We start from the raw sequence: 16,626 nt of genomic DNA, 5'->3' as shown, positions 1-16,626 counted from the left end.
CCAATTGGGATTTGAAATTTTAATATTGTAATTGAAAAGTTATGAAAATATTTAAATTTGGGGGCGCTTCTGTAAAAGATGCTGCAGGAATAAAAAACGTATTTAATGTATTACAAACTGTTGGATATGAAGATGTATTGTTAGTGATTTCCGCTATGGGGAAAACTACAAATGCGCTTGAAGTAGTAATTAAAAATTATTTTGAAAAGTCTAATGAATTATATGCTTCTTTACAAGACATAAGAAAATATCACAATCAAATTTTATTAGATTTATTTGATGATGAGGAGCACGAGGTGTTTTTTGACGTAAATACGCATTTTGATGATTTAGAATATTTTGTAAGAAGTAACAAATCGCCAAACTATCCCTTTGTTTACGACCAGATAATAAGTATTGGAGAAATGGTTTCTACCACTATTGTAAGTCATTATCTAAATGCTGCAGGGATTCAAAATCAATGGTTAGATGTGCGTCAGTATATAAAAACCGATGCCAATTACAGAGATGCTGATGTAAATTGGGAATACACTCAAAAATTGATTTCTAAAATAAATAGAAAAAAATCGTTATTTATTACCCAAGGATTTATTGGTTCAGATGAAAACAACTTTACCACAACGTTAGGTCGTGAAGGATCTGATTATACGGCTGCCATTTTTGCCTACTGCTTAGGAGCTGAAAGTGTAACAATTTGGAAAGACGTACCGGGTGTTTTAAATGCCGATCCAAGGTATTTTGAAAATGCAGTGTTGCTGAATCAAATTTCGTACAGAGAAGCAATTGAATTGGCCTTTTATGGCGCAAGTGTAATACATCCAAAAACCTTACAGCCTTTACAGAAAAAAGAAATTCCACTTTATGTGAAATCATTTATAAACCCAACGCTACCTGGCACAAAAGTAGGCACTGGTGTAGATTTAGAACCAAAAACTTCATGTTTTATTGTAAAGAAAAATCAAATTTTAGTATCGCTTTCCTCAATAGATTTTTCATTTATAATGGAAGAAAATATTAGTGAAATATTCGCTTTATTTCATAAATATAAAATCAAAGTAAGTTTAATTCAAAATACAGCCATTAGTTTTTCTGTTTGTATCGAAGATACTTTTGATAAATTTAAAGATTTGAAAACCATTTTATCAAAAAAATTCAAAGTTTCTTTCAATGAGAACGTTTTATTATACACCATTCGTCATTTTGATACCATTTCTGCAGAAGTGATTGAAAAAGACAAGAACGTTTTAGTGAAACAAATTAGCCGCGAAACGTTGCAAATTGTAACGCAGTAAATACCAAAAACTTCACGAGAGACCCTTTCAGGATGACAAACGTTGAAGTGTGTTTTATAGCGATTTCTTAATTTTCTGATGTCATTTAGTTAACAAACAAGCTGTTACTTTGTCTAAACAATACAGAATCGTATTATGGCAAGAGCAGTTGATGTTGTAGTTATTTCCGATACCCATCTGGGTACATATGGCTGTCAAGCAAAAGAACTTTTTACTTATTTAAAATCTGTTTCTCCAAAAACATTAATCATTAATGGCGATTTTATAGACATCTGGCAATTTAGCAAAAGTTATTTTCCAAAATATCATTTAAAAGTGATTAAAAAAATTATTGATTTGGCCTCAAAAGGGACTGAAGTAGTTTATATTTTAGGAAATCATGATGAATTTTTACGTCGATTTGCAGATACATCTTTCGGAAATATTGAATTGACGAATAAAAAAATAATGACCCTTGATGGTAAAAAAGCCTGGTTTTTTCACGGCGATGTTTTTGACGCATCCGTACAACATTCTAAATGGATTGCCAAATTAGGCGGTATTGGGTACGATTTTTTAATTCGTTTAAACGTATTATCTAATTGGTTTTTAACGCGAATAGGAAGAGAGAAATTTTCGTTTTCTAAAAAAATAAAAAACAACGTAAAAAAAGCACTGAAATTTATTAGTGATTTTGAAAATGCCGCAACAGAATTAGCCATAGAAAATGAATTTGACTATGTAATTTGTGGACATATTCATCATCCTCAAATTAGAGAAGTAGAAAGTAAAAACGGAAGATGTGTGTATTTAAATAGTGGTGATTGGATTGAAAACTTAACCGCGTTAGAATATCATAACAAAAACTGGAAAATATATACCTACGACAAAAATGATTTTAAAGAAGAATTAGATTTCGACCACCAAGATGTTGTTTTGAAAAATATTGATGAATTAATTAAAGAAGTTGTTTCATTTAACTAAAAGAATATGAAAATATTATATGCCGTACAAAAAACTGGAAATGGTCATTTAGCAAGAGCTCAAGAAATTATTCCATTATTAGAAAAATATGGCGAAGTTACCGTTTTAACAAGTGGTAGTCAATCGCAAATTCAATTGGGCTTTCCTGTAGCTCTGGATTTTAATGGGATTTCTTTATTTTATGGAAGTAACGGAAATGTATCTTTCTTGAAAACGCTATTTAAAAATAATTACGTTCAATTTATATATCAAGTCTTAAAGTTAAACGTACATCAATACGATCTAATTATTAACGATTACGAACCCATTTCAGCTTGGGCTTGCAAATTTAAAGGAGGAAATATTGTGGCATTATCACATCAATCATCTTTATTTTTTAATGAAACACCAAAACCTAAAAAAATTAAATGGTTGAGTTGGAAAATTTTTAAAAACTACGCACCCGTTGTTAAGAAATATGGATTTCACTTTGAAGAATACAATGAGCAAATTTTTAAACCGGTTATCAGAAAAAAAATAAGCGACTTAAAAACTTCAAATGCCGGGCATTATGTTGTGTATTTGCCGTCATTTTCAGATATAAAAATAATTAAAGAGTTGAAAAAAACATCTGCTAATTGGATTATATTTTCAAAAGCTGCCACTTCGTCTTACACGGCAAATAATTGCACGGTATTTCCAATTGACGAAAACGAATTTTTAAAATCAATAGCAAATAGTGCTGGCGTTTTATGTAATGCAGGATTTGAATTACCTGCCGAAACGCTATTCTTGAATAAGAAACTATTTGTTATCCCTATCAAAAAACAAATTGAACAAGAATGTAACGCCTTCGCATTGAAAAAAATGGGTGTATTAACAGCTAAAAACTTGGATTTCAATTTAATAGAAATGTGGGTTTTATCTAATAGAATTATACCTGTAAATTATACTAGCAATATTGAAGATATAATTGAAGACGTTATTTTAGAAAACACACAAACTAATAACGAGTTAATATTTGTATAAATTGGACAAAGGGTGACAGAAAGTAGTTTTTTCTCATTTTATTTGGTTGGTAAATAGTCGCTCTTTTCCTTTTTATAACTTAAAAAATCCCATATCTTTTCAGATATGGGATTTTCTATTTCTATGGAATATTAAATAAAGCTTACTTTTTACCAGAAGCTTCTAAATTTCTTTCAATTTTATGTTCTGGTCGGCTCCATTTTGGTTTCTCGCCTAAAGCTTCAAATTTAGAATCTTGTGCTTCTACTGTTTCAGGTTGCATTTTTTTAATGAATGGTTTTTGCGGATTTAATCCAAGCATTTCAAACATTTTCATATCTTCATTTACATCAGGATTTGGTGTAGTAAGTAATTTATCACCTGCAAAAATAGAATTGGCACCTGCGAAGAAGCACATCGCTTGTCCTTCTCTACTCATATTAGTTCTTCCTGCGGATAATCTTACTTGTGTTTCAGGCATTATAATTCTAGTAGTGGCAACCATACGAATCATTTCCCATATTTCAACTGGTTTTTCATCTTCTAATGGCGTACCTTCAACCGCAACTAAAGCATTAATTGGCACTGATTCTGGTTGCGGGTTTAATGTAGAAAGTGCTACTAACATTCCTGCTCTATCTTCAATACTCTCACCCATTCCAATAATTCCACCGCTACAAACTGTAACATTGGTTTTTCTAACGTTTTCAATAGTTTCTAGTCTGTCCTCAAAACCACGAGTTGAAATTACTTCTTTATAATATTCTTCTGATGAATCTAAATTGTGATTGTAAGCATACAAACCCGCTTCTGCCAAACGATGTGCTTGATTTTCGGTAATCATACCTAAAGTACAACACACTTCCATATCCAATTTATTAATAGTACGAACCATTTCTAACACTTGATCAAATTCTGGTCCATCTTTAACATTACGCCAAGCCGCACCCATACAAACACGAGATGAACCGGAAGATTTTGCTCGTAACGCTTGTGCTTTTACTTGTGATACAGACATTAAATCATTTCCTTCAACATCCGTATGATATCTGGCAGCTTGCGGACAATACCCACAATCTTCAGGACATCCACCTGTTTTAATTGATAATAGTGTAGAAACTTGAACCGTATTCGGATCGTGATGTTCTCGGTGAATTGAAGCGGCATCAAACAACAAATCCATTAATGGTTTATTGTAAATAGCAATTATTTCTTCTTTCGTCCAATTATGTTTGGTAACACTCATAAAATCATAAATTAATGCTTCAAAAGTACTAATTTACATTTGAAGAAAAAATTTATGCGCTAAGTTTTTATAAATTTTAATAACCAAGAAGCGGATTTTAATAACGGAAAATTGAGTAACTAATTAGTTACGAGTTTTCATTTTTAAAATAGTGAAGCGTATTTTTTTTATCTATTTCTAATTGTGATTTAAGGGCTTCAAATGTTTCAAATTTTTGTTCATCTCTAAGTCGTTCCATCAGATTTACTTGAATTTTTTGATCATAAATATCTTCTGAAAAGTCTAATAAATGTACTTCAATAGATGGAACATTATCCCCTAAAGTAGGTTTAATTCCGATATTCATCATCCCAAAAATAGTTTGATTATTTACTAATGCGGTTACAATATAAACCCCATTTTTCGGGATTAGTTTATAGTTTTCTGAAATTTCAATATTAGCTGTTGGAAACCCAATTGTTCTTCCCAATTGATTGCCTTTCACAACAATTCCAGACAACATATAGGAATATCCAAGATATGCGTTTGCTAATGAAATATTACCTTCTAAAAGCGAATTTCTAATTTTTGTTGAACTTACAGAAACTTCATCAACTTGTTTTGCAGGAATTTCTTCCACTTCAAAGCCAAACTCTTTACCAAAAGCAATTAAATCATTGAAATCGGCAGCTCTGTTTTTTCCAAACTTATGGTCGTATCCAATAATAATTTTCTGAATATTTAGTTGTTTTACCAAAATTTGTGCTACAAATTCTCTTGGTGATAATTCAGAAAACAACTTATCAAATGGATGAATTATAAAGTTTTGAATGCCTTTTTGTTCTAACAAAATAGCTTTATCAGACATCGTATTTAATAATTTAATTTCCGAATCATTATTTACAACAAACCGTGGATGTGGAAAAAAAGTAAGCAAAACACTTTCTAAATTTTCTTGTTTGGCTATGTTACAAATTTTATCTAAAATTGCGGCATGTCCCAAATGAACGCCGTCAAAAGTTCCAAGAGTAACAATTGTTTTTTTAGAGGGCTTAAATTCGTTAAGAGATTGATATATTTTCAAAGTCAGTTATATATTTATGCAAAAATAAAAAGGATTGGCAAAAACCAATCCTTTTTATGGAAAAATATTTTAAAAATTACTCTTTTATAAAACGTAGTGTTTTTGAGAATTCTCCTAAGGTTAAGTTAATAAAATACATACCTGCTTGATAGTTATTTGTATTAATTGTTAAATCATTTTCTGAAGTTATTTTTTTAGTTGTAACTTTTTGACCAATTGTATTATACACATCAAAACTTCCTGAAACTTCTATGCCTTGTGGAATAGAAATTGTAACCCTGTCTTTTGCTGGATTAGGATATAAAGAAACCGAATCAAATATTTCAAAAGACTCAGATTCTAACGCAACATTATTTGTAAAATAACTTAGTCTAGAAACAAGCGTGTTTGCTGGATTTCCTAAAACAACAAAATCAGTAACATTTACAACAGTTGTAGTTCCGGCCGTAATAGTATAGGAACCTTGACTCACACCATCATACAATCCGTCTCCATAAGAATCATTAACTGATAAATAATAACATCCATTTGCGGGTAGCGTCCAAACTTCTGCATTTACTAAAGTTTGTGTACCTGTAGTAATATCTGAATAAGGACCTCCACTATATAATGTTGTACCAGCTTGATTTTTTAATGACCACGTTGTTTCACTTCCATAAGAATCACCAATAAGAGTAAAGGTAAACGAAGTTGAATTTGCATAACCTAATGTGGATCCAAAAGTTTTTGTTGCAGTATTATTAGAAGCCCTTTGGTCAGCAACACCGTTAGCGGCTGTTACAGTAACTGTTAGCAATCCATTAGCTATAGAATTAGGTAAACTAATTTTTGCGTATGCATTTGGCACCAAATTTCCTATCCAGTTGTGTGTGTAGTTAGTTCCACCGTTAAAATTATAGCTAAGAGTAGCAGAGGTTAAATTGGAAGTTCCTCTATTGTATAATAAAATTATTTTTGAAGGTGAACTTGGATTTGTATCTGTACAAGTTGCCCCTGAAGTACTACATAGATTTTCTATTTTAACTTCTGCGTCAATAGCAAATAATGGTATCGCAACATCTTTTACTGATGTCTTTAAAGTAGATCTTCTAGGAGAATTATTTAAAACAGTAGTAATTCTTGCTTTTTGTCCTGTTGTAAAAATATTCATACAGGTATCATCGCTATAATCCATATAATTTTCAATCATATCATTTCCAGGATTTCCTGTACAGGAATTTGTACCAGGAAGGCAGCCATAATTTGCGGTACTAGCTGCAGGTGTATCTGCCACAAAATCTTTATCGTTGACTGTGTTTGTGGCTGGACAGGCAGAATTGTCTCCCCAAATATGTCTTAATCCTAAAAAATGTCCTACTTCGTGAGTCATCGTTCTGCCTTTGTCATAGGGCTGAGCAAAACTACCAAAAACTAAATCTGAACTTCCAAAAGTAGTATAATTAGCCACAACCCCATCTGTAAGTGGGTTTTGCGCTGTTGTAGCCATTCCAGCTAAACTAGATTCTGGAAATTGTGCATATCCTAATAATGATGTATCTGTAAAATTAATTGACCACATATTCATATATTGTGTTGGATCCCAAATTGTTGTGGGTTTAACAGTAGAATTTATTGCAGTGGTAGACCAAGTTGCTTGACATAAATTAACCCTATTAATTCCATTTGTAGGATTTCCATTTAAATCTACTTTTGCTAAAACAAACTCAACTTGCGTGTCAGCTCCTACCGCATTTGAATTATATCCAGGGGTTCCCAATAATTTCCTGTAATCTTGATTCATTACTGTAATTTGAGATTGCACTTGCTCATCTGAGATATTTTCATTGACACCATAAGCATCACCATTATGAATAACATGTACAACAACTGGAATATAAATAATACCTCCAATTTGAGAAGCTACTTCTTGTAATGATTGTTGTTCTTTTATTTTTTTATTAATCCATTTTTCAAAAAGGGCTATAGATTCTGTTTTTGGATTTTGCTCTCTTAAATACTGATCGTATTCAGATGAAATGCATCTAACATGACCTGAAGGTGAAATAAATTCAGGATTAATTTTTTTCCCGAAAACAGTTTTTTCTTTCTTATCAATTTGAGCAAAAGCAATAGTGCTGAAGCAAACTAAAAACGAAAGGAGTAAAGTAATTTTTTTCATTTTATTTTAATAATTTGGTTAAATTGGTAACAAATATAACAAAAAAACAATAATTATGTTATGTAATAGTAATGAAATCCAGTATTATTATTTACCATTATACATATTCATTGTATTGTTCAAACCAGCCAAGACAAATGATTTTATTATTTCAGAGGAGAGACTTAATCTTTCTTTTAAAGCTTCTTTTTCTTCTGTTGACCATTCGCCTAAAACGTAATCTACTTGTTTGCCTTTTTTGAAAGCATCACTAATTCCAAATCTAAAACGTGGATATTCTGTGGAATTTAATAAAAGTTGTATGTTTTTTAAACCATTATGTCCGCCGTCAGTGCCTTTTGTTTTGATTCTAATACTTCCGAAAGTTAAGTTTAAATCGTCTGTAATTATTAATAGATTCTCCTTTTCAATATTTTCTTTTTCCATCCAATATTTAACCGCTTTTCCACTTAAGTTCATAAAAGTGTTTGGTTTTAGTAAAATGGCTGTTCGACCTTTAATTTTAAATTCAGTTACATCGCCTAATTTTTGTGTTTGAAAAGAGATACTTTCTTGATTGGCAAAATAATCCAATACCTTAAATCCAATATTATGTCTAGTATTTCCATATTCCGAACCTATATTACCTAAACCAACTATTAAAAATTTTTTCATTTTTGGAGAATTAGTTACCGTCTTTTCACTTGTTTGAATGTTAGATTTTAAACCTAAAATTTTACATAAAGATTGTATTAATGACATATTAACTTTTTACAAAAATAAAAAAAGGGCTGAATAAATCAGCCCTTTTTTTATTTTTCAATTTATATTTTTTAGAATTTACCTCTATTGTCTTCAATTTTAGCTTTATCTTTTAAACCTTGAACGATTCTGTAAGATGCAGAACCTTTTGTTTGTTGGTTTAATTGATCAATTTGTGTTTTAAAATCTTTTACAACAGGCGCTTTGGTAAGTGTTTTGGTTCTTACCATAAATAATCCTGAATTTCCTTCAATCACTTTAGATGTTTTTCCTGAAGCTAAACCTAATGCAGTTCCTACCACTTTTGGTTCATAACCTAAATTAGGAATTACTGGAGATGCCATAGTTACGCCAATAGCTGGAGCTATTGTTGATCCTGTAGCTTTAGAGATTGCTTCTAAAGTACTACCTGTCATTTTCTTTTTAAGAATTGCCGTTTTTTTCTCGTTTTTAATTAATGGTTCAACTTGCTGTTTTGCTACTTCTAAAGGTAAAAGACCTTCGTCATTTTTCGATTTTAATTTTACTATAGCAAATCCTTGATTCACAATATCAAAACGTTTTACGTCATTTATATTTGTGTCTTCGTTGAATGCCCAAGTTACAATTTGTCTTTGTAAACCTAAATTGGCTACATTTTCATCGTATGCTTTTACACTAGTAACTGGTGCAATTTTTAAACCTGCTGTTTTCGCTGCTTTTTCAAGACCACTAGCTGTAGCATCAGATTCTAGTTTTAATGCTTTGTTATAATTTACTTCTTCTGTTTGTTCTGATGGTTGAATTTTTAAAGCTACTGTAGCTAATAAAACCGCATCATTTTTTCCATCCACTTTCATTACGTGGAAACCAAAATCAGTTTCTACAACTCCTGTTTTCCCAACTGGATTACCAAATAAGAAATCGTCAAAAGGTTTAACCATTTGTTTTGGTGCCACATTATCATATACTCCACCATTTTGTTTTGAACCTTGGTCATCAGAGTTAACCATAGCTAACATGGCCATACTTGAAGGATTTGCATTAACTTGCGCCAATAAACCTTCTGCTTTAGCTTTAGCTTCTTCTTTAGTTAATTTAACTGTTGGAGCAGCTTGCATAGCGCCTTTATAAGCAACTAAAATATGACTAACTTTTGCAGTAGCGCCAGATTTTCTTCCAGCTACTCTTGATAATTTTGAATACCCATTATCAGTATAAGGACCAAAAACTTGTCCTGGTGCTAATGCATATAATTGTTCTGCAAATTGAGGATTAATATCTTTTTTCGCTAAATAAGTAGAGTCAAATTTAATTTCTGAATATTTATTTACATAAGCGGCTACATTTGTTGCTGTACGAAATGAAGCAATAGTATCGTTTACACCATTTTGGAATTCAATTTTTCCATTTAAAAATCCATCTGTTTTAGATTTCATTACTGCTTCATCAGCTGCAGATGGTTTGTTTTCAACTAAAACATATTCTACAGATCTAGTATTATCTGATTTGAATTTTTTAGGATTTTTCTTCATATAAGCCATAATTTCCTCGTCAGTTACCTTAACTTGGTCGTCACTAACTGTAGAAAATGCTAACGCTACATAATCAAAATCAACTTTATTATTGTCTCTTTCGTATTTTAATTTTCCTTCGGACTTAGTAGTATACACACTTGATTTAATCAACGTATTATATATTTGCTCTTTAGCAAAATCTTCAATTTGAACTTCATATGTTTTCCAGTTGTTCCATTGTGTTTGGTCTGGAGCACTTTGTAAAGAATTGATGTATTCCGCAAATTTTTTATCGTCAAATTTACCTGCAGCATTTAAAAACTGTGGTGATTGAGACAATTGTGGGTCGTTTTTAATAACCGCCATTAATTGCTCTTTTCCTAACAATAAACCAATTTTATCGTATTGATCCGTTAATAATGCTTTTCTAACTTCTTGTTCCCAAACTGAATTTAAAGCTTGCGTATTAGAAGCCCCTTGTTGCGATTTTTGAGCGTTAGCTACCTTATTCATAAATTCTTGGTATTCAAACTTAGTTCCATTCACTGAACCAATGTTATTTGAACCACCACCAAATCCACCGCTTTTAATTACATCTGCTAATACAAATGAAAATAATGCTAATGCTATGATTAAAACTAATAAGATAGAACGTTGTCTAATTTTTGATAAAATTGCCATTTTTATATTGATTTTTTTTATTCAGAGGGCGAAAATACAATTATCTATTTAATAATAAAATAGTATTGTCGATTTTTTATAAGTTTTTTTTGTTGTTTTCCGTTTTTTTAACAAAACTGCGGCGCACAAAAAACATTATAGCGAATCCTACAGCAATAATTGCTTGTAAATTAAAATCTTGTTTATTGATTGCTTTATAGATTACAGATATCAAAAAAAGCAGTGATGCTATTAAATATAAGTATTGGGTGTATTTAAAATATTTCATAGTAGTAAAATTACATATTATTGACTTCTCCGTTGTTGTTTTGCATATTAAAGATTTTAAAATCTTTACTAAAATCAATTCCTATTCCTTGAAGATAACTTCCGTCAGCATCTTTAAAAGTAAATGCTTCTTCTGTAAAAAACCATTCGTTTTTTTGATCAAAATACAATTGATTGGTTTGTAAAACTTTTCCATCGTAAGTTTGAATTTTTACATTTCCAACTAAATCGATTACTTCTGTTTTTTTATACGAAATGGCTTTGTCTGCAACTACTGTTGTTTTATTTCCATTGGCGTCAATAAGCGTTACTAAAACGGCTTTTGGAAATTCAACAAACGGATTTTTTGCGGTAGAATAATCAATCATTTTTAAACTCTGTAAGATTGACTTTACTTTTCCAGAATCGGTGTATTTCAAGTTAATTGAATCGGCTTCACCTGTTGGAACAAATGATGTTTTATAAATGCGTTGAACATCTTTTAAGTTACTTTCGCAACTTTGCAGAAACAAAATCGCTACAAGAATAGCAATATTTTCAACACCTTTTCTCATTATATTAGTTATATAATGTTTTTCTGAACCATTTATCGTTAAATAATAAACCAATATTTATTGAAAAATAATCTTCTTTAATTAAACCGTTACGTGTTGTTCCTCTTGAACCATATTCGATACCTAAATTCATACTTGAAAAAGTTCCAGAAATAGGCAATCCAAATCCTAAAGTAACAGATTTGTCTTTGATGGCCGTATTATTAATTACAAGTCCTGTATTTTCAAATTTGAAACCACCACGGTAAGTAACTCTTTGAAAATAGTTATTATACGAATCAAATTTTGGAATTATAAAACCTCCTACAGCCACTTTTACACCATTTTCAAATGAAACATTTGAGTAATTTTCAAAACGATTGACTTGATTGCCTGATCCTGAAAAAGCTATATCTCCACCTAAAAACCATTGTCTGTTTCCTAAACCGGCACCAATAGCTAATTTAGAAGGGACTATTAATTTAGTATCGGCTACATTTACTTCCGTATCAAGTGAGGCTGGAACAATAGATCCGTTTGCCAAAGCTGATACCAAAGATACATTTCTAGTATTATCTGAATTTAATTTTGCTTCTGGAGCGTACGTTAGACTTGAAAAGAAATCTAATTTACTGGTAAACTTCGTTTTGAAATTTAATCCTGCGTTTACAGCAAGACCGGAAACGGTGGACTCATTAATTTCTCTTGAACCATAAATAATATTTTGATTTAACACATCGGATTGCGTATTTATAATTCCAAACAAATATTGAAAATCCATACCTACACTTAACTTTTGACTTAATTTGTATCCTGCGCCAAAAAATACTTTATTTACACCACCTTTCCCTTTATATTGTTTTACAAAACCATCTACTGATCTAGTATCTGCATTTAACCTATATCCTACTGCGCTATGAGGTAAAAGTCCAACAGAAACTCCTACTTTTTTCGATACAGGGAAACCCATTACCACATAATCAAATGTAGTTTTTTTAGCTTGTTCTTTAGCAGAAGCGGTACTTAGATTATAAAAACTAGACGTCATTCCCACTTGAAAAGTAGTAACAAATTGATTAGAATAAGAGGCGGGATTTAATACATTAATATGTATACTATCTGAATATACAGAAATTCCACCCATAGTAACAATATCATTAGTTCCTTTAAATCTAGCGCTTCCTATTCCGTAAAAAGAATAAGGTGAAGCTGTATTTTCCTGAGCAAAACCAAAGTTTGCAAGTAGTATCGTAATTAATAAGACAATTTTTTTAATCATTTTGTAAACTATAAGTGTATAATTGGTGTAAACTTTTTAATAAGAAATTTTCATCGGCAAATATGGTGCTTTTTAATCGATTCGCCAAAAAAATAGCGTCTCCGCCTGTTAAAATTATTGTAAATTGTTTATTTTTAACAGAAAATTCAGAAATAAAGCCCTCAATTTCATAACATAATCCGTTTACAACTCCAGAATGAATAGACGCATCTGTGCTGTTCCCTATATAATTATCTGGCGAATTATTTTGTAATAAAGGTAACTTAGCTGTATAATCATTAAGCGCATTATAACGCAAACGAAGTCCTGGTGAAATGGCACCTCCTAAATATTCTTTTTTATTGGTAACAAAATCGTAAGTTACACAAGTTCCTGCATCAATAATTAAAACATCTTGGTTTGGATAGTGTAATACGACACCAGATGCTAAAACCATTCTGTCAATACCTAAAGTAGTTGGAGTAGTATATTTGTTTTTGAAAGGAAAAATAGAATCTACATTTATTTCAATTACTTCAATTTGATTTTTCAACCATACACTATCCTTTTCATCTAACATCGAAACGGAAGCTACTACTGCTTTAGTAAGATTTGGATGCTTTTTAAAAATTATTTTGAAATTATTTTGAAAACTATTTTTTTGGAAAACAAACTTGTCAATAATGTTAAACTGCTTAAAAACAGCAACTTTAACATTTGTATTTCCCACATCAATTGTAAGTATCATATAGTATTATTAGAAATGCAAATGTACGAAAATGATTTTTTTTAATAATTGTTTTGGAAAATATAAAATAGGTTCTATATTTGCACCCGCATTGAAAAGGTAGCAATACCTAAAATCGCAAGGTACCTTAGCTCAGATGGTAGAGCAATGGACTGAAAATCCATGTGTCCCTGGTTCGATCCCTGGAGGTACCACAAAAACCCTTAATTATCTTATGATTTTTAAGGGTTTTTTGTTTCTTTACACTTAAATATGATTTCTAAATCATAAAAAATTAGTGATTTCTTATAAAATCATATAATAACAACAATTATTCTTAATAAAAACGTTTTTTTAATGTAGAATTTGTTCTACAAACAGCTAAATCAGCGATTTTTTTGTAGAACCTAAAAAATACTTGACTTGCAATAATTAGAATATTAAATACAACATAATTAATTGATTATTAGTATTTTATAAAAAAACACATCAAATCTGATTTACAATAAATAATTTTTTTTTCAAATTTACGTGTTCTGAACAAAAGTAATTTTGTAACCTAATAACAACCAGTTAAATACTAACTTAACTGTACAAAAAATTATTTTTTATGAACAAAATTTTTACTCGTCTTTCGGACACGATTAGGAAAACTAAGTATTTGTTTTTCCTAATGCTTGCGAGTTCCGCAACGCAAGCCCAGACCAATTGGTATGTAAATGACAGCTCCACGAGTGGAGACATTTATACAACCGCAATTGGTAACGATGCCAACGCAGGAACCTCTGCTAGCGCACCAAAATTAACTTTAGGCGCTGCTTTTACAGCTGCCGCTGCTGGAGACATTATTTATGTCGACAAAGGAACCTTTACAGGTTCAGGTAACATAATGTTTACCTTTAACAAAGCCATAACCATTATTGGTGCAGGAACTGGAAATACGATATTTACCAGCCACACTAATAATCGTTTTGCTACAATTGCCGCAAACAACGTAACTATTCAAAACTTACAGTTGTATGACTTTTTCCTAGCATCAGGAAATGGACAAGCCTTGTTAGTAAATGCTAACATTACTGGTTTTAAATTGACCAATGTAGTAATGAAGAAAAATTTCGGTTCAAGTACAACTGGAGAAAGTATTTATTTAACTAGTGGTTCAAGCTCAACTTTTGACGGCTTATTTTTCAGTTGTTCAGGATTTAATGGGGCTTCGGGAGGAGCTATTAAAGTGAATTCTTGTAATCTAATCGTTAAAAATTCTGCGTTTTCACAATCACGTGATGCAGATGGAAAAGGAGGAGCAATTGAAATCTCTGGAACAACTTCTGTAGTTACTGTAGATAATACTTCTTTTGATGGCAACTCGGCTCGCGCCGGAGGTGCTATTGCGCAAAATGCAGGAAAACTAACTGTAACTAACTCGTGTTTTAACAGAAATTACTGCCAAGGTGATTCTAGTGCAAACACAAATGGAGGAGGTCATTATTATGCTGCGAGTACAGATGTTAATTTATTAGCAAGCTTTACCAATTGTAAATTTCAAGGCGCATTCTTTTGTGCTACTACAAACCCAACTGGTTATTTTTGTGAAGCAAGTTCAAACATTTCAAATGATGGTGCAGCAATTTCTTTAAGAGGAAGTGTAGGTACATATTCATTTGATACCTGTTTATTTGACAATTCAAATATGCCAGCATATAATTTTGACAATGGTTTAGATTTTTATGTGCAACCTAACGGGGCCTTATTATTGACCATTAATAATAGTAAATTTGCAAATGACTTAACAAATTTTCATTCAGATGCAAAAAATATCTATATTTCAGGTACTTTAAATAATACTTCTCAAAAAGTAATTGTTACTAATTCTGGAGCTTCTGCCACTGCAAATCGCGATGGAATTACAGGTAATAACTTTTCATTATTTGGAACATTAACTACTGGAAGTAATTCATTGACAGCTACAGCAGACGCAACAGCTAGTTGTGGTACAACCATTGCTGGATGTACAATTGCAGTAAACTGTGCTACTGAAGCCAATGCACCAGTAATTACAGCTTGTGCACCAAATCAAACGTTGTCTTCTTGTTCGGGTACATTACCAGATTACCGTCCATCAATCGCAGCTTTTGATGATTGTGATTTTACAATTTCTCAATCTCCAACTCCTGGAACGTCATTAAGTTCTTTAGGAAATGGAAATCATACCATAACTTTTACAGTAAGTGACCAAAGTCCAAATAGCCCAAATGCTACTTGTACAATGGTTCTTTCTTTAAGTGGATGTTATACTTGTAACCCAACTTTATCATATCCAAATTCTGGAGTTTGTTCTGCAAGCACTGCTGTTACACCTACATTCAGCCCTGCAGGAGGAACATTCACAAGTACTTCAGGATTAACAATTGATGCTGCTACTGGAGTAATTACTCCATCAACTTCTACAGGTGGAACTTACACGATTACGTACACCCCTAATGCCTCATTTCCAACTTGTACTACAACAAGTACATTTACCATTACGGCTGCACCAGCGCAACCAACAATTGCTTGTTACCAAACTGCAACGTTAAACGCTGCTACCTGTACTTGGGATGTAACTGGTACGCAGCCAGCAAAACCAACAGTAGCTTGTTACCAAACGGCAACGTTTAACACAACTACTTGTACATGGGATGTAACGGGGACACAACCTGCTCAACCTACTTTAGCATGTTATCAAACTGCGACTTTCAACACAACTTCTTGTGCTTGGGATGTAACGGGTACACAACCAGCTCAACCTACAGTAGCTTGTTACCAAACTGCAACGTTCAACACAACTACTTGTACATGGGATGTAACGGGGACACAACCTGCTCAACCTACTTTAGCATGTTATCAAACTGCGACTTTCAACACAACTTCTTGTGCTTGGGATGTAACGGGTACACAACCAGCTCAACCTACAGTAGCTTGTTATGAAACTGCAACATTCAACACAACTTCTTGTACTTGGGATGTAACGGGGACACAACCTGTTCAACCTACAGTAGCTTGTTACCAAACTGCAACATTCAACACAACTACTTGTAATTGGGATGTAACTGGAACGCAACCAGCTCAACCTACAGTAGCTTGTTACGAAACTGCAACATTCAACACAACATCTTGTGCTTGGGATGTAACTGGAACGCAACCAGCTCAACCTACAGTAGCTTGTTACGAAACT

The 16,626-nt window shown here is 32.0% G+C and carries 12 protein-coding genes and 1 tRNA gene; 5 read left to right on the top strand and 8 right to left on the bottom strand.

Annotated features, from left to right (window positions below):
- Nucleotides 1-41 precede the first annotated feature (41 nt).
- The 3 genes from ABWP78_RS01920 (at nt 42) to ABWP78_RS01910 (ending at nt 3,263) form a co-directional block, all read left to right on the top strand.
- Nucleotides 42-1,292 (top strand): aspartate kinase, encoded by a 1,251-nt coding sequence (locus ABWP78_RS01920; RefSeq protein WP_353168416.1) that lies wholly within the window; start codon nt 42-44, stop codon nt 1,290-1,292.
- 135 nt (nt 1,293-1,427) lie between these two features.
- The gene (locus tag ABWP78_RS01915) at nt 1,428-2,255 is read left to right on the top strand and encodes a UDP-2,3-diacylglucosamine diphosphatase (RefSeq protein ID WP_502905441.1); all 828 of its coding nucleotides are present in this window, start codon (nt 1,428-1,430) and stop codon (nt 2,253-2,255) included.
- A gap of 6 nt (nt 2,256-2,261) precedes the next feature.
- Complete coding sequence (locus tag ABWP78_RS01910) at nt 2,262-3,263, top strand: glycosyltransferase family protein (protein ID WP_353168413.1); 1,002 nt, start codon at nt 2,262-2,264, stop codon at nt 3,261-3,263.
- A 142-nt stretch (nt 3,264-3,405) separates the two neighbouring features.
- Here ABWP78_RS01910 and bioB read toward each other — a convergent pair whose 3' ends face one another.
- The 8 genes from bioB to ABWP78_RS01870 form a co-directional block, all read right to left on the bottom strand.
- A complete protein-coding gene (gene bioB, locus ABWP78_RS01905; protein ID WP_353168410.1) occupies nt 3,406-4,488 on the bottom strand; it encodes a biotin synthase BioB in 1,083 nt (360 codons plus the stop codon).
- 127 nt (nt 4,489-4,615) lie between these two features.
- A complete protein-coding gene (locus ABWP78_RS01900) occupies nt 4,616-5,551 on the bottom strand; it encodes a bifunctional riboflavin kinase/FAD synthetase (protein ID WP_353168407.1) in 936 nt (311 codons plus the stop codon).
- Between the two features lie 76 nt (nt 5,552-5,627).
- Nucleotides 5,628-7,709, bottom strand: a complete 2,082-nt coding sequence (locus ABWP78_RS01895; RefSeq protein WP_353168405.1) for a T9SS type A sorting domain-containing protein — start codon at nt 7,707-7,709, stop codon at nt 5,628-5,630.
- An 87-nt stretch (nt 7,710-7,796) separates the two neighbouring features.
- Nucleotides 7,797-8,363: an aminoacyl-tRNA hydrolase gene (pth, locus tag ABWP78_RS01890; protein WP_353168548.1), complete on the bottom strand. Its 567-nt coding sequence runs from the start codon at nt 8,361-8,363 to the stop codon at nt 7,797-7,799.
- A gap of 158 nt (nt 8,364-8,521) precedes the next feature.
- Nucleotides 8,522-10,627: a peptidylprolyl isomerase gene (locus ABWP78_RS01885; protein ID WP_353168403.1), complete on the bottom strand. Its 2,106-nt coding sequence runs from the start codon at nt 10,625-10,627 to the stop codon at nt 8,522-8,524.
- A gap of 278 nt (nt 10,628-10,905) precedes the next feature.
- Complete coding sequence (lptC, locus tag ABWP78_RS01880; protein WP_353168400.1) at nt 10,906-11,448, bottom strand: LPS export ABC transporter periplasmic protein LptC; 543 nt, start codon at nt 11,446-11,448, stop codon at nt 10,906-10,908.
- A gap of 4 nt (nt 11,449-11,452) precedes the next feature.
- Nucleotides 11,453-12,706, bottom strand: coding sequence for a BamG family beta-barrel-assembly machinery protein (gene bamG, locus ABWP78_RS01875; RefSeq protein ID WP_353168397.1), 1,254 nt, complete (start codon nt 12,704-12,706; stop codon nt 11,453-11,455).
- Nucleotides 12,699-13,433 (bottom strand): type III pantothenate kinase, encoded by a 735-nt coding sequence (locus ABWP78_RS01870; protein ID WP_353168395.1) that lies wholly within the window; start codon nt 13,431-13,433, stop codon nt 12,699-12,701. Before ABWP78_RS01870 ends, bamG begins: the two co-directional genes overlap by 8 nt.
- Before the next feature lie 121 nt (nt 13,434-13,554).
- On the opposite strand from ABWP78_RS01870, the gene ABWP78_RS01865 reads away from it, so the two are divergent.
- Nucleotides 13,555-13,627: transfer RNA gene (locus ABWP78_RS01865), tRNA-Phe, on the top strand.
- A 395-nt stretch (nt 13,628-14,022) separates the two neighbouring features.
- Nucleotides 14,023-16,626 (top strand): hypothetical protein (locus ABWP78_RS01860; RefSeq protein ID WP_353168393.1); only part of this gene is annotated, 2,604 nt, incomplete at its 3' end.

Origin of the sequence: Flavobacterium sp., from assembly GCF_040402955.1 — a bacterium.
Taxonomy (GTDB): domain Bacteria; phylum Bacteroidota; class Bacteroidia; order Flavobacteriales; family Flavobacteriaceae; genus Flavobacterium.
This window is presented reverse-complemented; position numbering and strand designations above follow the sequence as displayed.